The following is an 18,373-nucleotide window of genomic DNA, read 5'->3' as shown; positions in this document are numbered from 1 at the left end:
CTGGTACCCGCACACCAACCAGGTCGGCCAGACCGGCAAGAGCGTCTCGCCGCAGCTGTACATCGCCTCCGGCATCTCCGGCGCGATCCAGCACCGCGCGGGCATGCAGACCTCGAAGACGATCGTGGCGATCAACAAGGACGCCGAGGCCCCGATCTTCGACCTGGTCGACTACGGCGTCGTCGGCGACCTCTTCGACGTCGTCCCGACCCTCACCGAGGAGATCAAGACCCGCAAGGGCTGATCCCGACCGGGCACATCGAGGCCCCCGTGACCGTCCGGCGGTCACGGGGGCCTCGTGTCATCCTAGGCCCAGGAACGCCTGCACGGGCAGATGGTCGCTCGGGAACTGGCCGTCGTCGGAGAAGGTGTTGATCGCCGCCCGGTACGCCGTGACGCCGGGCGAGCTGAGGACCCAGTCGATGCGGTCGCCGTCCGGCGTCAGCGGCTTGTAGCCGTGGAAGGTCGCGTACAGCGCGCTGCGCTCGCGTGCGGTGTCCCAGGTGTCGACGAGACCGGCGCCGAGCAGCTTGTCGTACACCGTGTTCTTGTGGGCGGCGACATTGAAGTCCCCGGTCACGACGACCGGCAGGGAGCGGTCGAACCCGGCGATCCGCTCGGCGATGAGCGCGGCGCTGCGCTCGCGCGCGTACTGGCTCACATGGTCGAAGTGGGTGTCGAGGAGGTAGAACTCCCGTCCGCCGTCGGTCAGATCGCGGAAGCGGATCCACGTGACCATACGGGCGAAGGCCGCGCCCCATGTGTTGGAGCCGATCACGTACGGGGTGTCGGAGAGCCAGAAGTGGTCGTACTCGGCCGGGCGCAGACGGCGGGTGTCGTAGAAGATCGCCATCGACTCGTCGCGGCTGCCGTGCAGCCTGCCGGTGCCCAGCCAGTCGTAGTGCGGGCCGAGGTCGGAGTCGATGTCCAGCAGTTGCGCGAAGACGCCCTCCTGGGTGCCGATGACATGCGGTGCCTCGCGGTTCAGCAGTTCGCGCATGACCGGTCTGCGTACGGCCCAGCTGTGGGGCTCGGTGGTGCTCGCGAAGCGCAGGTTGAAGGACATGACCTGGAGGTGGCCGCGAGCGGGGCGTTCGCCTGCCGAGGCGGACGAGGCGGGCAGTGCTGTACTGGAGAGGGGTGCGGTGACCGCCGCTGCTAACGCGGCCTTCAGGCCCAGACGGCGCGTGACTCGGCTGTGGATCGGCACTTCGGACTCCTTCGGTGGGAACGGCCGGACGAGTCGTGCGGGGCGTGCGTATGGAAGTGTGATACCGCGTCCTGAGATGAGCGTGAACATGGCGAGATGGTGGAGTGACTCCCCGTGGACATGGTGTTGACCAGTCGGAAGGTCCCAGATAGCTTCGTTCTACGGATTGTTGATTCCGTATAGCGGAAAATTGGAGGGTGTGGGATGGGTCAGGGCCAGCAGGAGAAGGTGGCGACGAGCCTCGCGGGAGCCGTCAGCGAGGAGATCAGCGCCTCCCTCGCGCCGGTCGACGCGGAGCTGGAGCGCCGCTACCCCGGGGATCCCGGCAGCCGCCAGCCCGTCCACACCGTCTACGTCCCCGGCGACGTCTTCGCCGCCGACACCATCCGCTCCTGGGGCGACCAGGCCCTCGCCTCCCTCGACGAACACGCCCCGGACGCCGCCTCCTTCGCCGCCGTCCTCGGCCTGTCCGACGAACTCGCCGAGCCCGTCTACGCGCGCGTGCGCGCCAAGCTGGAGCGCGAGCCCGTGGAGGACCTGCGCGTCGACTTCGAGGACGGATACGGCCCCCGCCCCGACGCCGAGGAGGACCAGTCGGCCGCCCGCGCGGCACGGCTGATCGCCGAGGCGTACCGGAACGGCACGGCGGCCCCGTACATGGGCATCCGCATGAAGTGCATGGAGGCGCCGGTACGCGACCGCGGCATCCGCACCCTCGACATCTTCCTCACCGGTCTGATGGAGGCCGGCGGCCTGCCCGACGGGCTGGTGCTCACGCTGCCCAAGGTGACGTACCCCGAGCAGGTCACCGCGATGGTGCGGCTCCTGGAGGAGTTCGAGAAGGCGCGCGGACTTGAGCCCGGCCGGATCGGCTTCGAGATCCAGATCGAGACCAGCCAGTCCATCCTCGCCACCGACGGCACCGCCTCCGTCGCCCGGATGATCCAGGCCGCCGAGGGCCGCGCCACCGGCCTGCACTACGGCACCTTCGACTACAGCGCCTGCCTCGGCGTCTCCGCCGCCTACCAGGCCAGCGACCACCCGGCCGCCGACCATGCCAAGGCGATCATGCAGGTCGCGGCGGCGGGCACCGGCGTACGCGTGTCGGACGGCTCGACGAACGTCCTGCCGGTCGGCCCGACCGCCAAGGTCCACGACGCCTGGCGACTGCACTACGGCCTCACCCGCCGCGCTCTGGCCCGCGCCTACTACCAGGGCTGGGACATGCACCCCGGCCACATCCCCACCCGGTACGCGGCCGTCTTCGCCTTCTACCGTGAAGGTTTCGAGCAGGCCGCGGCCCGTCTCGCCCGGTACGCCAACCGGGCCGGCGGCGACGTCATGGACGAGCCCGCCACCGCCAAGGCCCTCAGCGGCTACCTGCTGCGCGGCCTGGACTGCGGAGCCCTCGACATCGGCGAGGTCGCTCGCCTCACCGGCCTGACCCGGGCCGACCTGGAGGGCTTCGCGGCACCCCGCAGGGGCGATTTGACGGCTTCCGCGAAGTAGCGGACCTGTCACTTTCGCAACCACCGGCTGGCGTTGTCACCGCCGCCCCGTAGTCTGTACGCCACGCATCGACGTGTCAGTGGTGTCACAGGAACGGGGCAGCGGTGTCATCGGGGGACAACGGACAGGCGGACGAGACCGGTCGGCTGCTGGCCGGGCGTTATCGCGTGCTGGCGCAGCTCGGACGCGGCGGCATGGGCGTGGTCTGGCGGGCCGTCGACGAGGTGCTGGGCCGCGAGGTCGCCGTCAAGGAACTGCGAACCTACTCGGACGCCGACGGTCCCGAACTCGCCGATTTGCGGCTGCGGATGCAGCGCGAGGCCCGCGCGGCGGCCCGGGTCAAGCATCCGGGCGTGGTGGCCGTGCACGACGTCGCCGAGGTCGACGGCCGCCCGCTGATCGTCATGGAACTGGTCGACGGCCCCTCCCTGGAAGCGGTGCTGCGCGACCGCGGCACGCTCGATCCGCGCGAGGCGGCCGACCTCGGTGCCAAGGTCATGGACGCGCTGGCCGCCGCCCACCGGGCCGGTGTCCTGCACCGTGACGTCAAGCCCGGCAACATCCTGCTCGAACGCTCCGGTCGCGTCGTCCTGACCGACTTCGGCATCGCCACGATGGACGACCCGGCCGACGGCTCGGCCACCCATCTGACCCGCACCGGCCATCTCGTCGGCTCCCTGGACTACATGGCCCCCGAGCGTGCCCAGGGCGCCGATCCGGGCCCGTCCTCCGACGTCTGGGCCCTGGGCGCCACGCTGTACGCGGCGGTGGAGGGCTCCGCCCCCTTCCGCCGTACGTCGACCTTCTCCACGCTCACCGCGATCGTCAGCGAGCCCCTGCCGGAGCCCCGTAACGCCGGGTCCCTCGGCCCCGTCCTCCAGCGACTGATGGACAAGCGTCCCGAGTCCCGTCCCGAGGCCGACGAGGCGCGGGAACTCCTCCAGGCGGTGGCGGACTCGGGCGCCACGGACGCGCCCACGGCGGCACTGCGCGGCTCGCCGGACGCCGGGTACGGCGGTCGGCAACAGAGCACGCAGGGTGCTCAGGGCGGCGACACCCCGCAGCAGGGCGTACCCGCCTCCGGCCTGCCCGGGGCGCCGCGCTTCGGGGCCGCGGCGCAGGGGCCCGCGACCCCAGGACAGGGCACACCGTCGCCACAGGGCTTCGGTCCCGTCGGCCACCCCGGCTCGGCGGGACATGGCGGACCGGTACCGGTACCGGGATACGGCACCCCGGGGCACCCGCCCGTGACGCCGTACGGCGGCCCGCACCCGCATCCGCAGCCGCATCCGCGGGACCCGGATGCCACCGGCCCCATGGGCACCTCCTCCGGCTCCCCGGTCAGGCGCAAGGGCCGCGCACTCCTCGCCGCCGTGGCCGTCACCGTCGTCCTCGCGGCGGCCGGCGTCACGGTCGCCCTGGTCAACAACGAGGGCGACGCCAGGACCGAGGCACAGGACACCTCGGCCACCACCTCCACGGGCGCCTCCGCCCCGGCGACCAGCAGCCCCGACGCCCGCCCCTCGGGTGACGTGGGCCTGACCGACAAGGGCGACGACAAGAAGTCCCCCGACGCGACCAAGTCCCCCGGCGGCACGGCGGGGGCCGAGCCCGCCGATCGGCCCACCACCTCGTCCCCGACCAAGACCTCGGGCGGGGGCGGCAGCGACGGGGGCACCGCGGGCGGCGGCTCCGGCGACGGCGGTACCACCGGCGGCGGAGGAACGACGGGCGGCGGAGGTACCACGGGCGGGGGCGGCAGCACCCCACAGCCCGACGCCTGCCACTCGATCGGCGGCGGTAAGTACAACTGCCAGGTCTGGACGCAGGCCAAGTCGTACACGGCCTCCGGCGCCGAGGTAGGCGTCCTCAACTCCGGCACCAACTACTTCTACTGCCAGCAGAACCTCGGCCGCCGCGAGACGTCCGGCCAGTGGACCAACGTCTGGTGGGCCAAGACCGACGACGACAGCGGCAACACAAACGTCTACATCAGCGACGTGTACATCGAGGGCGGCAACAACGACGAGCCGGTGCCCGGCCTCCCGGTCTGCTGACCCCAGCTCTGCTGAAGCCGGCTCCGCTGAACTCGGGTCCGCTGAACTCAGGTCCGCTGAACCCCGACGTACTTCTCCAGCCCGGAGGCCGTCACCATCCGTTCCTCCGCGAACAGCCGGGTGCCCCGCTCGCACAGGCGCGCGTCGGCTCGCGCTCGCGCGCAGAACTCCTCGGGCGTGACACCGAACAGCTTCCGCAACCGGGCAGAGCCCAGCAGGAGTTCGGTGATCAGCGCCCGCTGACCGGGGTGGGTGCGCGGCGCGCCGGTGCCGTCGTGCAGGACGCCATGGCGGTTGACGTACACGAAGGTGCCCGGGAGGGTGCTGCCGTCCGCCAGCTCGATCCGCAGGTCGGGCGCCGGCAGCCAGACACGGTCGTAGTTGCCGTGCCGCACGGGCACGCCCTCGCTCGCGTCGATCACCTGGAGTTGCTCGGCGTCGAGCCAGGTGATGAACAGCTCCCGGACGTGCCCGGGTGCGTCGAAGGGGGACGCGGACACGTATCCCAGGCGGCTCACGTGTGCGGAGACGCCCACCCCGATGCCGGTGATCCGGACCTTCACCATGGGGATGGGGGAAGTGATCCCGAACGCGTCCATCTTGCGCCGCAGTTGGGCGGGACAGGCGTTGGAGCCGACCGCGAGGACGGGCGTGCGGTCGTCGTGCACCAGACGCTCCAGGGGCAGCAGCCGGTCCCCGTCGAGGAGACCGGAGTCCGACGGCCAGGCGCCCGGATAGAGGAGCGGCTGATCGCGCGGTGCGTCGGCCAGGCCGAGCGCCTCCAAGGTGCGGCCGTGTGCGGGCCGCGGCGTCCCGTTCGTGCGGTCGTCCATGGGCCGCTCAGTCCGCCGGCGGCAGTTCGCCCGAGCCGCGCGTGATCAGGCGCGTGGGCAGCTCGATGCGTTCGGGGGTGACCAGGGTGCCGTCGAGCTGGCGGAACAGCCGCTCGGCGGCGGTACGGCCGAGGGCCGCGGCGTCCTGGGCGACGACGGTGACGCCCGGCTGGAGCAGGTCGGCGAGTTCGATGTCGTCGAAGCCGACGAAGGCGACGCGACGGGTCTGTTCGGCGAGGACCCGGATCACGGTGACCGTCACCCGGTTGTTGCCCGCGAAGATCGCGGTGACGGGGGAGGGGCCGGTGAGCATCTCCTCGGCCGCCCGGCGCACCCGCTCCGGATCGGTGACGCCGAGGGACATCCAGGAGTCCTCCACCGGTATGCCCGCGTCCTCCATTGCGGCCCGGTAGCCGCGCAGCCGCTCGGCGGCCGTGTGGATGCGGGGCATGTCGCCGATGAAGCCGATCCTGCGGTGGCCGTGGGCGATGAGGTGGGCGACGCCGTCGCGGGCGCCGCCGTGGTTGTCGGACAGGACGCAGTCGGCGTCGATCTGCCCGGCCGGCCGGTCGACGAACACCGTGGCGACGCCCGCCTTGAGTTCCGGCTCCATGTACCGGTGGTCGTCACCGGCCGGAATGATCACCAGCCCGTCCACCCGCCGTGCGCACAGCGCCAGCGCCAGCTCCTGCTCGCGGTCCGGGTCCTCGGCGCTGGAGCCGTTGATCAGCAGGGCCCCGTGGGCCCGGGCGACCTCCTCGACCGCGCGGCTGAGCGGGCCGTAGAAGGGGTCCGCGAGATCCTCCAGGACCAGGCCGATGCTCGCCGTACGGCCCTTGCGCAGCACCCGCGCGCTGTCGTTGCGGCGGAAGCCCAGGGCGTCGATGGCCTCCTGGACACGGCGCTCCGTCTCCGGAGTGACCCCGGGCTCGCCGTTCACCACGCGCGAGACGGTCTTCAGACCGACTCCGGCCCGCGCCGCGACGTCCTTCATGGTCGGACGGTTGCCGTAGCGGTTCTCGGGCGCGCGGTCGGATCGCCGGATGGTCTCGGGCACGATGCGGTGTCCTGTCCTGTCGTCCACGGGGATGCGTCGGTCCATGGGCTTGTATGAGGATGTGGCGTCGAGCATAGGGCCTGGACAACGTTGTCAGATCCAGGGGACACTGTCCACCGCAATCTCCGGCCTGCGCCCCCACCGCGAGACCGGTCACCCAATTCCCGTGGTTGACGGGGAGATCCGAATGGTTGACGGGGAGAACTGACACTGATGCACACCGACCTCGTGGCTGCGCTCGACATCGGCGGCACCAAGATCGCCGGAGCGCTGGTGGACGGCCACGGCACGATCGTGGCCCGGGCTCAGCGCGCGACGCCCGCGCGAGAGGACGGCGAAACGGTGATGCGGGCCGTCGAGGAGGTCGTCGGCGAACTCACCGCATCGCCCCTGTGGGACCGCGCCACGGCTCTCGGTATCGGCAGCGCGGGACCCGTGGACGCCTCCGCGGGCACCGTGAGTCCGGTGAACGTGCCCGGCTGGCGCGACTATCCCCTGGTCCGGCGGGTCCAGGAAGCGGCCGGTGGCCTGCCCGTCGAGCTGATCGGCGACGGTGTGGCCATCACGGCGGCCGAGCACTGGCAGGGGGCCGCACGGGGCCATGACAACGCGCTCTGCATGGTCGTCTCCACGGGCGTCGGCGGCGGGCTCGTCCTGAACGGCCGGCTGCACCCGGGCCCGACCGGCAACGCCGGCCACATCGGCCACATCAGCGTCGACCTGGACGGCGACCTGTGCCCCTGCGGTTCGCGCGGCTGCGTGGAGCGCATCGCGAGCGGCCCCAACATCGCCCGGCGGGCGCTGGAGAACGGGTGGCGTCCCGGGCCGGACGGCGACACGTCCGCCGCCGCGGTGGCCGCCGCCGCGCGGGACGGCGACCCGGTCGCCGTGGCCTCCTTCGAGCGGGCCGCGCAGGCCCTCGCCGCCGGGGTCGCGGCCACCGCGACCCTCGTCGAGATCGACATCGCCGTGATCGGCGGGGGAGTGGGCAAGGCGGGAGACGTCCTCTTCACGCCGCTGCGCAAGGCCCTCCACGACTACGCCACCCTGTCCTTCGCCCAGCGCCTGACGATCACGCCGGCCCAGATGGGTACGGACGCCGGGCTGGTCGGGGCCGCGGCGGCCGCGCTCGCGGGGAAGGCGGGGGCGACGGCGGCGGGGGTCTGAGGGACCCGGCTGAGGCAGGAACGTTCAGGCGCCGACCGGAGGAGGGGGGCGGGAGGCCGGCGCCGGATGGCCCGTTCCGCTCGACAGGTCAGCGGGTCAGCAGCCCCGCTGCGAGTGCTCCGGCCACCCTTCGGCGGGGCGTCGGGGTGTGAAGGTGACGCATCGTTACGTCTCTCCGCACCTGTGAAGTCTCGGAGTCTGTCGGAAGGAAGTCGATCGGGGGTCGGGGGTGCGGTCGGCCGAGCGGCGGCCGGGTTCTTTTGAACATGTTCAAGAAGCTGCGCTAGGCTCGTCCCCACACGCGAGGGGGAGCCGATGAAGATAGTGATTCCCGGGGGAACCGGGCAGGTGGGCGCGGTCCTGAACCGTGCGCTGAGCAGCGCGGGCCACGAGGTCGTCGTCCTGACCAGACGGCCCACGCGCGAGGGCGAGGTCCGCTGGGACGGGGAGACGCGGGGCCCCTGGACCACGGTGATCGACGGCAGCGACATCGTGATCAATCTGGCCGGGCGCAGCGTCAGCTGCCGCTACACCCCGCCCAATCTGCGGGCCATGATGGATTCGCGGGTGCACTCCACCCAGGTCGTGGGCGAGGCGATCGCGCGCGCCGCCCGGCCGCCGCGGGTCTGGCTCCAGATGAGCACGGCCACGATCTACGCCCACCGCTTCGACGCGCCCCACGACGAGGCGACGGGCGTCGTCGGCGGCAGCGAGCCCGACGTTCCGGACTACTGGGCCTACAGCGTCGAGATCGCCAAGGCCTGGGAGCGGGCCCAGGAGGAGGCCGACACACCGCACACCCGGAAGGTCGCCCTGCGTTCCGCCATGGTCATGAGCCCCGATCGCGGCGGGGTGTTCGACATCCTGCTGCGGCTGGCACGGCTGGGGCTCGGCGGGCCCGTCGCGGGCGGCGCGCAGTACGTCTCCTGGATCCATGACCGTGACCTCGTCCGCGCGGTCGAGTTCCTGGTCGACCGGCACGACCTCACCGGCCCGGTGAACCTCGCCGCTCCCGAACCGCTGCCGCAACGCGCGTTCATGCGGGCACTGCGCTCCGCGTGGGGCGTCCCCGTCGGCCTGCCCGCGACGAAGTGGATGGCGGAGCTCGGCGCGTTCGCGCTGCGCTCGGACACCGAGCTCCTGCTGAAGAGCCGACGTGTCGTTCCCGGTCGGCTGCTCGACGAAGGGTTCGCCTTCGAGTACGCCCGATGGCCGGAGGCGGCCGACGATCTCGTACGGCGTGTGCGGCAGCGCCGGCTCGACGGGGCGCGGCCCGGGGCGGGCGCGCCGTCGCTGTCGTGATCACCCGGAGGCGGGGCGTGACTCCCACCTCCGTTTCGCCGTTGAACCGGTCATGAAGAAGCGCAGCATGCTTGCCATCGCCTCCCTGGCCACCGGATTCGTCGTCGCGGCGGTCACTCCGTCCCACGCCATCGAGCTCCCGGTGACCGGCTCCCCCGCCAGCGGTGCTCCCGACGCCGGGCTGCCCGCCGGTGCCGAGACCAAGCTCGGCGGCGTCAGCGTCGACAAGGCCCTGGACACCGTCGGCCGGGCCATCAACCGCGAAACGGAGCGGGCTGTGAACGACGCCCCGCACGGGAAGAAGGCAAAGAAGGGCTGACGAGCCCACCGACTCGACCACGCGGCGCCGTACCCCCGCATCCGAGGGGTACGGCGCCGCTGTCATGCGCTCTCTACGGGAACTGGTTTCCGTGGCAGGGTGGAGCGGGCAAGCCACAGGGGGCCAACAGAAGAGGGGGAAACGTGATCGTCTGGATCAACGGCGCGTTCGGTGCGGGGAAGACCACCACCGCACGCGAACTGATCGAGCTGATCCCGAACAGCACGCTCTTCGACCCCGAGGTCATCGGCGGAGCACTCACCCACCTGCTCCCGCCCAAACACCTCACCGAGGTCGGTGACTTCCAGGACCTGCCGATCTGGCGGCGTCTCGTGATCGACACGGCGGCCGCGCTGCACGCCGAGCTCGGCGGGACGCTCGTGGTCCCGATGACGTTGCTGCGCCAGGAGTACCGGGACGAGATCTTCGGCGGCCTCGCCGCCCGCCGCGTCACCGTTCGGCATGTGCTCCTCGTCCCGGCGGAAACGATCCTGCGCGAGCGAATAGCCGGGCGGGAGCTCCCGCCCGAGCTACCAGACGGCGAGATACGGGTCCGCCAGTGGTCGTACGACCACATAGAGCCGTACCGCGCCGCACTCGCCTCCTGGCTCACCGCCGACGCGTATCCCGTCGACAACGGTGGCCTGACCCCGTACGAGACCGCCGTCCGCATCGCCGAGGCCGTCGGCAGCGGCACGGTCCCCGTCTGCGACATCGTGCAGACGCCCGAGCCCACCGCCGAGACCGTCGCCTCGGGCGTCCTGCTCTTCGACGAGCAGGACCGGGTGCTGCTCGTCGACCCCACCTACAAGGCGGGCTGGGAGTTTCCCGGCGGCGTCGTCGAACCGGGCGAGGCCCCCGCGCAGGCGGGCATCCGCGAGGTCGCCGAGGAGACGGGGATACGGCTGGACGACGTACCGCGGCTCCTCGTCGTCGACTGGGAGCGGCCCGTGCCCCCCGGGTACGGAGGTCTGCGTCTCCTCTTCGACGGCGGCCGCCTCGACTCCACCGAGGCCGAACGCCTCCTGCTGCCCGGACCCGAGCTGCGCGACTGGCGCTTCGTCACCGAGGAGGAGGCGGCCGGCCTTCTTCCACCGGTGCGCTACGAGCGGCTGCGCTGGGCGCTCCGGGCGCGGGAACGCGGGGCCGCGCTCTATCTGGAGGCGGGCATTCCGGCGCCTTCCTGAGCGAGCCGCAGCTCGTCGTGGGGGTAGGGGGTCGACTTGCTCTCGTGCTGCAACCGCTTCATGAAGTCACCCATCACGACGGCCGCCGGCGCACCCCGCTCGATGATGTCGGCGGCCGCCCGCGGGATGTCCCGCGGCCTCGCCCCGCCCGCGCAGTCACGTACGAAGGCCTCGCGATCGTCCGCGCCATAGCCGTACAGGGCGGTCGCGAGCCAGTTCACGAAGTGGAACCCCGTGTAGTCGCGGTCGTAGTGCCGGTGCTGCTCGAAGAAGCCGCGTTCCTGTGGGGAGAGAGGGAAACGGGAGGAGAGGGCGAGGCCGTAGTCGGCGAGATAGAGTCGTTCGCCGTCCGTGAGGAAGTTCAGGAAGTGCGCGTCGAAGTGCACCAGCCCGCTCTCGCGGAGGAACCCGGTGGCGGCCGCGAGTTCCCTTTCCACGAACGTGCACGCGGCGTCTGCTTCATCCGTGCGCAGCCGGGCGTCCAGCCACTCGTTCAACGTGTACGGCACGTACTCCAGGAACAGCGCCAGGCTCGCGGATGCCGTCCGCAGTCCCTGGATGCGCTCGCGCACCCGCGGGTCGCCGCCCCAGTAGGCGACGGCCCGGTCCACATCTGACAGCAACCCATGCGACGGCTGTGGTACGTCGGCCAGGACCCGCCAGTGGTACGTCAGCGGAAACCCCGCGAACCGGTCGGCCAGGACCCAGTTCGTGGTCATCGTGTGCACGGCGAGCTCCCGCCAGGCGCCGAACCCCGGACTGCCGATGCCGTAGTGGAAGAACGTCGGCAGCCCGAGGAGGTTCGCCGTGGAGCGGACGTTCTCCGGTCGCGTCTCCACGTCGGTGAGCGGGACCCGTTTCACGAACACCCGTCTTCCGTCCACCTCGATCAGCGTCGCGCGGCCGCCGATTCCGGTGCCCAGCGGTTCGCCCGACTCCACGAGGGCCGTGAGTTCGTGATCGCTGAGAAGCGCAAGGGACGTGGCGATGTCGGTGTGGGCGGTGAGGCGTTCGGCTCGGATCATCGCCCCATCATCAGCTGTGAGGATCTCAACTCGCCGCGTAATTGCGCAGGAACAGCGCCTCGGCGACCGACAGACGCTCCAGTTCCTCCGGCGACACGCTCTCGTTCGCGGCGTGGATCTGGGCCTCCGGCTCGCTCAGGCCGATGAGGAGGATCTCCGCGTGCGGGTAGAGGGTGGCGAGGGTGTTGCACAGCGGGATCGAGCCACCCTGGCCGGCGTACTGCATCTCCTGGCCCGGGTACGCCACCGCCATCGCGTCCGCCATGGCCTGGTACGCCGGGCTGCCCGTGTAGGCGCGGAACGCCTGGCCCTGGCCTATCTGCTCGGTGCGCACCCGGGCACCCCACGGGGTGTGCGTCTCCAGATGGGCCTGGAGCAGCTTGGTCGCCTGGGCCGCGTCCACGCCCGGCGGCACCCGCAGGCTGATCAGCGCCCTGGCGCTCGCCTGCACGGACGGGGTGGCGCCGACGACCGGCGGGCAGTCGATGCCGAGGACAGTGACGGCGGGACGCGCCCAGATGCGGTCGGCGACCGTGCCGGAGCCGATCAGCTCGACGCCGTCGAGGACCTTGGCGTCCTGGCGGAACTGCTCCTCCTCGTACTGCAGGCCCTCCCACGACGACTCGCCGGTCAGCCCGTCCACGGTCGTCGAGCCGTCTTCCGCGCGCAGCGAGTCCAGTACGCGGATCAGCGCGCCGAGCGCGTCGGGCGCGGCCCCGCCGAACTGGCCGGAGTGCAGGTTGCCTTCGAGCGTGTCGATCTGTACGCGGACGAGGGTCATGCCGCGCAGGGTCGAGGTGACCGTCGGCAGCCCGACGCGGAAGTTGCCCGCGTCGCCGATCACGACGGTGTCGGCCTCCAGCAGCTCCGGGTGCTGCTCGGCGTACCGCTCCAGACCGCCCGTGCCCATCTCCTCCGAGCCCTCGGCGATCACCTTCACGTGCACCGGCACGCCGCCGTTCGCCTTGAGGGCGCGCAGCGCCAGCAGGTGCATGATCAGGCCGCCCTTGCAGTCGGCGGCACCGCGCCCGTACCAGCGGCCGTCGCGCTCGGTCAGCTCGAAGGGCGGGGTGTGCCAGGCGGCCTCGTCCAGCGGGGGCTGCACGTCGTAGTGGGCGTAGAGCAGGACCGTCTTCGCGCCCTCGGGCCCGGGCAGGTAGCCGTACACCGACTGCGTGCCGTCGGGGGTGTCGAGCAGTGCCACGTCCTCGAAGCCCTCGGCGCCGAGCGCGTCGGCGACCCAGCGGGCGGCACCCTCGCTCTCGCTCTTCGGGAACTGGTCGAAGTCCGCCACCGATTTGAATGCCACCAGTTCGGTGAGCTCCGCCTTGGCCCTGGGCATCAGCGAGGCGACGGTCTCGGCGACCGGATTCGACGACATGGGCACGCTCCTTGTGGGTGCGACGTTGTACCTGTGAGTGCTGTGATCCTCCCACAGTGGCCTGCGACGATGCCCGCCGTAGGATGCGGGAGACAGCAGCAGGCGGCGGCTTGAGCGGGAGCAGTAGACCATCGTGAGCAGCGAGAACTCTTCGGCGGACGACGTGCGGCAGGTGTGGGACGTCGTCGTGGTGGGCGCGGGGCCCGCGGGCGCTTCGGCCGCGTATGCGGCGGCCGTCGCCGGACGGCGCGTGCTGGTGCTGGAGAAAGCGGAGCTACCGCGCTACAAGACGTGTGGCGGCGGCATCATCGGCCCTTCGCGCGACTCGCTCCCGCCCGGCTTCGAACTGCCCTTCCGTGACCGCGTGCACGCGGTCACCTTCTCGAACAACGGCCGCTTCACCCGGACCCGGCGCTCCAAGCAGATGCTGTTCGGGCTGATCAACCGTCCCGAGTTCGACCAGCAACTCGTCGAGCACGCGCAGAAGGCCGGCGCCGAGCTGCGCACCGGCGTCACCGTGCAGCGCGTCGAGCAGCACGGCTCGGCGGTGCCGGACCGGCGCAGCGTCGCCGTCGTCCTCCAGGGCGGCGAGACGCTGCTCGCGCGGGCCGTTGTCGGCGCGGACGGCAGCGCCAGCCGGATAGGAGCGCATGTCGGGGTCAAGCTCGACCAGGTGGACCTCGGCCTGGAGGCGGAGATCCCGGTGCCGGAGACGGTCGCCGAGGACTGGAAGGGGCGGGTCCTCATCGACTGGGGGCCGATTCCCGGCAGTTACGGCTGGGTGTTCCCCAAGGGCGACACACTCACGGTCGGGGTGATCTCGGCGCGCGGTGAAGGGGCTGCCACCAAGCGGTACTTGGAGGAGTTCATCGGCCGGCTCGGTCTCGCCGGGTTCGAACCGAGCATCTCCTCCGGCCACTTGACGCGCTGCCGCGCCGACGACTCGCCGCTGTCACGCGGAAGGGTGCTGGTGTGCGGGGACGCGGCGGGGCTGCTTGAGCCGTGGACGCGCGAGGGGATCTCGTTCGCGCTGCGGTCGGGGCGGCTGGCGGGGGAGTGGGCGGTGCGGATCGCCGAGGCGCACGACGCGGTGGACACCCGGCGCCAGGCACTGAACTACGCCTTCGCGGTCAAGGCGGGACTCGGCGTCGAGATGAGCGTGGGCAAGCGTCTGCTGACCGTGTTCGAACGCCGTCCCGGTCTCTTCCACGCCACACTGACCGGCTTCCGGCCCGCCTGGAAGGCGTTCATGGACATCACCCGCGGCTCGACGTCGCTGGCCGAGATCGTCCGCACCCACCCCATGGCCCACCGCGCCCTCACCGCGATGGACCGCCGCCAGGCGCCGACGCCGACGCCGGCCGATGACGAGGGCACTTCCTGACGTGGCCAGGGGCACCTCCTGACGTCGGACCGGGTCACTTCTCGACGGTGATCCGGAAGACCGGGTGGTCCGGTGCCGCCGCGATGATCTCCTCGTCGGAGGACTTGGCGGTGACCCCCTGGAAGTACTGGTTGACCTCCCAGCCCCACTTCTCCAGATAGGTCCGCAGAATCGGGAGCTTCTCCTCGTCGGGAAGCTCCACCGCGGCGAACTCACGCACCTTGCGCCCGACCCGCAGCTCCCCGCCACCGGCGGCGCGCATGTTGCGCACCCACTGGGAGTGGCCGCGGGCCGAGACGAGGTACCGCGTGCCGTCGTACGTGTGCGGATTGACCGGGATGCGCTGCATCTTGCCGCTCTTGCGCCCGCGCACCGACATCTCCGCGGTGCCCGCGATGCTGAGCCCGCGCCGGGCCAGCCAGCCGATGACGCTGTTGAGGCGGACGTTCAGCGGGCTGCCCTTGAGGTAGTACGGCGACGTCATGGCGACCTCCGGAGTTCCGGTTCGGAAGATTGAGAGAGCGGTGCTCTCGCTTGGGAGCAGTGTGCACGAGATTGCCGACCCAAAGCAAGAGCAGTGCTCTCGAATGTGTGCACCGCTCCGTTCCTCGTGGAAGACTGGCCCTCATGAGCAGCACCGCAAAGGGCGTACGCGCCCGCGCCAGGATGGAAGTCACCGCGGCCATCAAGGACGAGGCCCGCAGACAACTCGCGGCCGAGGGCGCCGCCAAGCTCTCGCTGCGCGCCGTGGCCCGCGAACTCGGCATGGTGTCCTCCGCGCTCTACCGCTACTTCCCCAGCCGCGACGACCTGCTGACCGCCCTCATCATCGACGCCTACGACTCCCTCGGGGAGAGCGCCGAGGCCGCGCACGCCAAGGCCGCCGACGCCGGACCCGTACAGCGCTGGACGGCGGTGGCGGAGGCCGTACGGGACTGGGCGCTGCGGCATCCGCACGAGTACGCGCTGATCTACGGCTCGCCCGTGCCCGGGTACACCGCGCCCGACACCACGGTCCCGTCCGCCTCCCGCGTCGGCCTCGTCTTCATCGGCATCCTGCGCGAGGCCCACGGGACCTCCGGCCTCATCGAACCGGCACCCTTGCCCGCCGCACTACGCCCCGAGGCCGAGCGCATGACCGCCGACCTGGCCCCGGACCTCCCGCCGGCCAGTGTCGCGGCCCTCGTCGCCTCCTGGGCCGAGCTCTTCGGGCTCGTCGGGTTCGAGCTGTTCGGTCAGTTCAACCGGGTCGTGGAGGACCGGGCGGCGTTCTTCCGGCATGCGGTGGGCCGACTCGCGCGCGAGGTCGGCCTGGTGGACGGACAGGGTTAGACCGGCGCGAGCCGTCAGCGGACCGGCACGGATGACGGCAGCAGTTCCGGGTCCTGGCGCAGGCTCCGGGTGCGCAGGGCGCGCCGTGCGGGTCCCGCGCCGCGACTCCGCCGCGTCCACCAGTCGGCGTCGATCGCGCAGATCGTCGGCCTCGACGCCGGTGAGCGGATAGCCGGTGCCGGCCTCGACCAGGCCCGGGACTGACGCGTCCGGGACCCGCGGCGCCCCGCCGAAACCCTCATCCGCCTCGTGCTGCTGCCGGTGACGATGCGGTTCGCCGGGCCGCGGATCCGGGAGCGCGAGGCGGCGGACGTACTTCGCGGGGAGTACGTGTGATCACCACGCGCGGGTGACGCCGCCCGGCGGTCATCGCGTCTAGCGTGGCGGACATGGACGAGCAGCAGGCACGCCGGGGCGGCGGGCCGCAGATGTGGTGGCGGCACGGTCCACCGGGGTGGAACCGGTGGGCCGACGACGAGCACGCCCCTCGCTGGCCCTGGCGCTCCACCCTGCTGATCACGGTCTTCGTGATGGCCGGCTCGAACTTCGCGGCCGAGGGGCAGCTGGACGACCGGGCGCCCCTCGACCCCTTCGCACGCGCGCTGTTGTTCGTGGCGTCGGCACTGCTGCTGTTCCGCAAGCGGTACCCGGTGGCCGTCGCGTTCGGGACGGCGACGGCCGCCATGGTCTATCTGGGCGCCGGATATCCGTACGGGCCGGTCTTCGTGGCGGTCGCCCTGGCCTGCTTCAACGCCATCCTCACGGGGCACCGCAAGGCCGCCTGGGCCGCGGTCGGGGTGCTCTGGATCGGGCACGCCCTGGTGGCCCACTGGCTGTACCAGTGGCTGCCGCCGTCCGGTGACTCGGCCGCGCCCTGGGGGCAGGAGGGCGTGATCGCCGCCTGGGTGGCGGCGATCGTGGCGGTGTCGGAGCTGGCCAGGACCCGGCGCGAGCAGTGGGCGAAGGAGCGGGCCGAGCGGGCGCAGGCGGCGCGGCGGCGTGCCGACGAGGAACGGCTGCGGATCGCCCGCGAGCTGCACGACGTCCTCGCACACAGCATCAGCGTGATCAATGTGCAGGCGGGCGTCGGCCTGGCGTTGCTCGACACCGATCCCGAGCAGGCGCGCACGGCGCTCACCACCATCAAGGCCAAGAGCAAGGAGGCGCTCGGCGAGGTCCGCCAGGTCCTCGACACCCTGCGCGCCCCCGGCGACGCCCCGCGCACCCCGGCGCCCGGCCTCGACCGGCTGCCCGAACTGGTGGAGCAGGCGGCGAGCGCGGGCCTCACCGTCGAGGTCGAGGGCGAACCGCCCAGCCTGGCGCCCGGCACGGACCTCGCCGCCTTCCGGATCATCCAGGAGGCCCTCACCAACGTCGTGCGCCACTCGGGTTCGCGGCACGCGCGCGTGCAGCTCGATCACGACGAACGGACGACGCTCCGACTGCGTATCGACGACGACGGTCCCGCGACCGGCGCCGACGCGGGCGGCAGCGGCAACGGACTCGCCGGAATGCGGGAGCGGGCGGCCGCGCTCGGTGGCACGATCGAGGCGGGCCCGCGTGCCGACGGGGGGTTCCGGGTGCTCGCCGTACTGCCGTTGAAGACTCCCGCCGGCGAACCGAACAACGACGTCAAGGAGGACCGGTGATCCGCGTACTGCTCGCCGACGACCAGTCACTGGTGCGGGCCGGTTTCCGGGCGCTGCTCGACGCCCAGCCCGACATCGAGGTGGCCGCGGAGGCGTCCGACGGCGAGGAGGCGCTGCGCAGGGTGCGCGAACTGCGGCCCGACGTCGTCCTGATGGACATCCGCATGCCACTCCTCGACGGGCTCGCCGCGACCCGGCGGATCACCGAGGACGGCGAGCTGACGGGCGTCAAGGTGGTCATGCTCACCACCTTCGAACTCGACGAGTACGTCTTCGAGGCCATCCGCTCGGGCGCCTCCGGGTTCCTGGTCAAGGACACCGAGCCGGACGAACTCCTGCGTGCCGTGCGGGCGGTGGTCGAGGGCGACGCGCTGCTGTCACCGGGCGTGACCCGGCGGCTGATCGCCGAGTTCGCCGCCCGCTCCAAGGAGCCCGCGGCCGCCGACGCCCTCGCCGAACTCACCGAGCGCGAGCGGGAGGTGATGGCGCTGGTCGGCATCGGACTGTCCAACCAGGAGATCGCCCGCCGTCTGGTGGTCAGCCCGCTCACCGCGAAGACCCACGTCAGCCGCACCATGGTGAAGCTCGGCGCCCGCGACCGGGCCCAACTCGTGGTACTGGCCTACGAGTCGGGGTTGGTGCGGCCGGGCTGGTTGGGCTGAGACGCCTGTCGGAACCGCGTCAGGACGCTGACGACCCGGGCGAAGAACAGCACGACCGCGACCGTGGTGCCCACGCCGACGAGTGTGCCGCGCGTGCCGTCCGACACGTCGAAGACGAACGCCGGCCCGACGATCGCCCCGAACAGCACCGCCGCCGCGAACGCGGCACTGAACAGCGCGTACCCGATCTCGACGGTGATCGCGTCCCGCTCGGCCTGACGGCGCCGTCCCCCGTAACTCTCCATACTCCGAGTCAAACAGCAGTGCGCCCGGCGGAGCAAGCGGCTCCGCCGGGCACA

Annotated in this window: 18 protein-coding genes and 1 pseudogene; 12 read left to right on the top strand and 7 right to left on the bottom strand. The window is 71.7% G+C overall.

Annotated features, from left to right (window positions below; all coding sequences use genetic code 11):
- The coding region (locus ADK36_RS39765) for an electron transfer flavoprotein subunit alpha/FixB family protein (RefSeq protein WP_199830349.1) at nt 1-244 on the top strand (244 nt) is incomplete at its 5' end.
- A 57-nt stretch (nt 245-301) separates the two neighbouring features.
- Here ADK36_RS39765 and ADK36_RS39760 read toward each other — a convergent pair.
- A complete protein-coding gene (locus ADK36_RS39760) occupies nt 302-1,210 on the bottom strand; it encodes an endonuclease/exonuclease/phosphatase family protein (RefSeq protein ID WP_053201086.1) in 909 nt (302 codons plus the stop codon).
- A 204-nt stretch (nt 1,211-1,414) separates the two neighbouring features.
- Here ADK36_RS39760 and ADK36_RS39755 point away from each other — a divergent pair, with 204 nt between their 5' ends.
- Both ADK36_RS39755 and ADK36_RS39750 read left to right on the top strand, forming a co-directional pair.
- Nucleotides 1,415-2,719, top strand: a complete 1,305-nt coding sequence (locus ADK36_RS39755; RefSeq protein ID WP_048580823.1) for a DUF6986 family protein — start codon at nt 1,415-1,417, stop codon at nt 2,717-2,719.
- Nucleotides 2,720-2,823: 104 nt separating this feature from the next.
- Nucleotides 2,824-4,776, top strand: coding sequence for a serine/threonine-protein kinase (locus ADK36_RS39750; protein ID WP_048580824.1), 1,953 nt, complete (start codon nt 2,824-2,826; stop codon nt 4,774-4,776).
- On the opposite strand, the pseudogene ADK36_RS39745 reads toward ADK36_RS39750, so the two are convergent.
- Both ADK36_RS39745 and ADK36_RS39740 read right to left on the bottom strand, forming a co-directional pair.
- A pseudogene (locus ADK36_RS39745) lies at nt 4,707-5,609 on the bottom strand (hypothetical protein). The gene ADK36_RS39750 and the pseudogene ADK36_RS39745 sit on opposite strands and share 70 nt — an antisense overlap.
- Before the next feature lie 7 nt (nt 5,610-5,616).
- Nucleotides 5,617-6,711 carry a LacI family DNA-binding transcriptional regulator gene (locus tag ADK36_RS39740; RefSeq protein WP_199830348.1) on the bottom strand — a complete coding sequence of 365 codons (1,095 nt, stop codon included), beginning with the start codon at nt 6,709-6,711 and terminating at the stop codon, nt 5,617-5,619.
- A gap of 168 nt (nt 6,712-6,879) precedes the next feature.
- Between ADK36_RS39740 and ADK36_RS39735 the strand changes: the two genes are divergently transcribed.
- The 4 genes from ADK36_RS39735 to ADK36_RS39720 all read left to right on the top strand — a co-directional run bounded on the left by ADK36_RS39735 (nt 6,880) and on the right by ADK36_RS39720 (nt 10,641).
- Nucleotides 6,880-7,833 (top strand): ROK family protein, encoded by a 954-nt coding sequence (locus ADK36_RS39735; protein ID WP_048580826.1) that lies wholly within the window; start codon nt 6,880-6,882, stop codon nt 7,831-7,833.
- Nucleotides 7,834-8,148: 315 nt separating this feature from the next.
- On the top strand, nt 8,149-9,135 hold the full coding sequence (locus tag ADK36_RS39730) for a TIGR01777 family oxidoreductase (protein WP_048580827.1): 987 nt from the start codon (nt 8,149-8,151) through the stop codon (nt 9,133-9,135).
- A gap of 52 nt (nt 9,136-9,187) precedes the next feature.
- The gene (locus ADK36_RS39725) at nt 9,188-9,454 is read left to right on the top strand and encodes a hypothetical protein (RefSeq protein ID WP_037796093.1); all 267 of its coding nucleotides are present in this window, start codon (nt 9,188-9,190) and stop codon (nt 9,452-9,454) included.
- Between the two features lie 143 nt (nt 9,455-9,597).
- Entirely contained in the window at nt 9,598-10,641 is a 1,044-nt protein-coding gene (locus tag ADK36_RS39720) for an NUDIX hydrolase (RefSeq protein WP_048580828.1), read from the top strand.
- Here ADK36_RS39720 and ADK36_RS39715 read toward each other — a convergent pair.
- Nucleotides 10,608-11,666: a hypothetical protein gene (locus ADK36_RS39715; protein ID WP_048580829.1), complete on the bottom strand. Its 1,059-nt coding sequence runs from the start codon at nt 11,664-11,666 to the stop codon at nt 10,608-10,610. The two genes, ADK36_RS39720 and ADK36_RS39715, sit on opposite strands and share 34 nt — an antisense overlap.
- Before the next feature lie 25 nt (nt 11,667-11,691).
- Nucleotides 11,692-13,047, bottom strand: a complete 1,356-nt coding sequence (locus ADK36_RS39710; RefSeq protein WP_048580830.1) for a dipeptidase — start codon at nt 13,045-13,047, stop codon at nt 11,692-11,694.
- A gap of 133 nt (nt 13,048-13,180) precedes the next feature.
- Here ADK36_RS39710 and ADK36_RS39705 point away from each other — a divergent pair, with 133 nt between their 5' ends.
- Nucleotides 13,181-14,431, top strand: coding sequence for a geranylgeranyl reductase family protein (locus ADK36_RS39705; protein ID WP_048580831.1), 1,251 nt, complete (start codon nt 13,181-13,183; stop codon nt 14,429-14,431).
- A gap of 34 nt (nt 14,432-14,465) precedes the next feature.
- Here the strand turns inward: ADK36_RS39705 and ADK36_RS39700 are convergent, their stop codons facing one another.
- Complete coding sequence (locus ADK36_RS39700; protein ID WP_048580832.1) at nt 14,466-14,915, bottom strand: nitroreductase family deazaflavin-dependent oxidoreductase; 450 nt, start codon at nt 14,913-14,915, stop codon at nt 14,466-14,468.
- 143 nt (nt 14,916-15,058) lie between these two features.
- Between ADK36_RS39700 and ADK36_RS39695 the strand changes: the two genes are divergently transcribed.
- The 4 genes from ADK36_RS39695 to ADK36_RS39685 all read left to right on the top strand — a co-directional run bounded on the left by ADK36_RS39695 (nt 15,059) and on the right by ADK36_RS39685 (nt 18,074).
- On the top strand, nt 15,059-15,763 hold the full coding sequence (locus ADK36_RS39695; protein ID WP_048580833.1) for a TetR/AcrR family transcriptional regulator: 705 nt from the start codon (nt 15,059-15,061) through the stop codon (nt 15,761-15,763).
- Nucleotides 15,764-15,832: 69 nt separating this feature from the next.
- A complete protein-coding gene (locus ADK36_RS51100; RefSeq protein ID WP_267887442.1) occupies nt 15,833-15,967 on the top strand; it encodes a hypothetical protein in 135 nt (44 codons plus the stop codon).
- 185 nt (nt 15,968-16,152) lie between these two features.
- Nucleotides 16,153-17,412 carry a sensor histidine kinase gene (locus ADK36_RS39690; protein WP_107083666.1) on the top strand — a complete coding sequence of 420 codons (1,260 nt, stop codon included), beginning with the start codon at nt 16,153-16,155 and terminating at the stop codon, nt 17,410-17,412.
- Nucleotides 17,409-18,074, top strand: a complete 666-nt coding sequence (locus ADK36_RS39685; protein WP_048580835.1) for a response regulator transcription factor — start codon at nt 17,409-17,411, stop codon at nt 18,072-18,074. The genes ADK36_RS39690 and ADK36_RS39685 overlap by 4 nt, the downstream gene beginning before the upstream one ends.
- Here ADK36_RS39685 and ADK36_RS39680 read toward each other — a convergent pair.
- Nucleotides 18,035-18,319: a DUF6332 family protein gene (locus ADK36_RS39680; protein WP_048580836.1), complete on the bottom strand. Its 285-nt coding sequence runs from the start codon at nt 18,317-18,319 to the stop codon at nt 18,035-18,037. The genes ADK36_RS39685 and ADK36_RS39680 overlap by 40 nt on opposite strands.
- Nucleotides 18,320-18,373 lie beyond the last annotated feature (54 nt).

The organism is Streptomyces viridochromogenes (assembly GCF_001270495.1).
In the GTDB taxonomy this organism is placed as follows: domain Bacteria; phylum Actinomycetota; class Actinomycetes; order Streptomycetales; family Streptomycetaceae; genus Streptomyces; species Streptomyces viridochromogenes_A.
The sequence above is the reverse complement of the archived record's forward strand: the minus strand, read 5'-3'. Positions and strand labels throughout refer to the sequence as shown.

Coding starts and splice junctions, on each gene's coding strand:
- ADK36_RS39740 (WP_199830348.1), bottom strand. CDS start 6,711: ATGGACCGACGCATCCCCGTGGACGACAGGACAGGACACCGCATCGTG.
- ADK36_RS39700 (WP_048580832.1), bottom strand. CDS start 14,915: ATGACGTCGCCGTACTACCTCAAGGGCAGCCCGCTGAACGTCCGCCTC.
- ADK36_RS39725 (WP_037796093.1), top strand. CDS start 9,188: ATGAAGAAGCGCAGCATGCTTGCCATCGCCTCCCTGGCCACCGGATTC.
- ADK36_RS39715 (WP_048580829.1), bottom strand. CDS start 11,666: ATGATCCGAGCCGAACGCCTCACCGCCCACACCGACATCGCCACGTCC.
- ADK36_RS39735 (WP_048580826.1), top strand. CDS start 6,880: ATGCACACCGACCTCGTGGCTGCGCTCGACATCGGCGGCACCAAGATC.
- ADK36_RS39695 (WP_048580833.1), top strand. CDS start 15,059: ATGAGCAGCACCGCAAAGGGCGTACGCGCCCGCGCCAGGATGGAAGTC.
- ADK36_RS39680 (WP_048580836.1), bottom strand. CDS start 18,319: ATGGAGAGTTACGGGGGACGGCGCCGTCAGGCCGAGCGGGACGCGATC.
- ADK36_RS39710 (WP_048580830.1), bottom strand. CDS start 13,047: ATGTCGTCGAATCCGGTCGCCGAGACCGTCGCCTCGCTGATGCCCAGG.
- ADK36_RS39690 (WP_107083666.1), top strand. CDS start 16,153: ATGGACGAGCAGCAGGCACGCCGGGGCGGCGGGCCGCAGATGTGGTGG.
- ADK36_RS39755 (WP_048580823.1), top strand. CDS start 1,415: ATGGGTCAGGGCCAGCAGGAGAAGGTGGCGACGAGCCTCGCGGGAGCC.
- ADK36_RS39730 (WP_048580827.1), top strand. CDS start 8,149: ATGAAGATAGTGATTCCCGGGGGAACCGGGCAGGTGGGCGCGGTCCTG.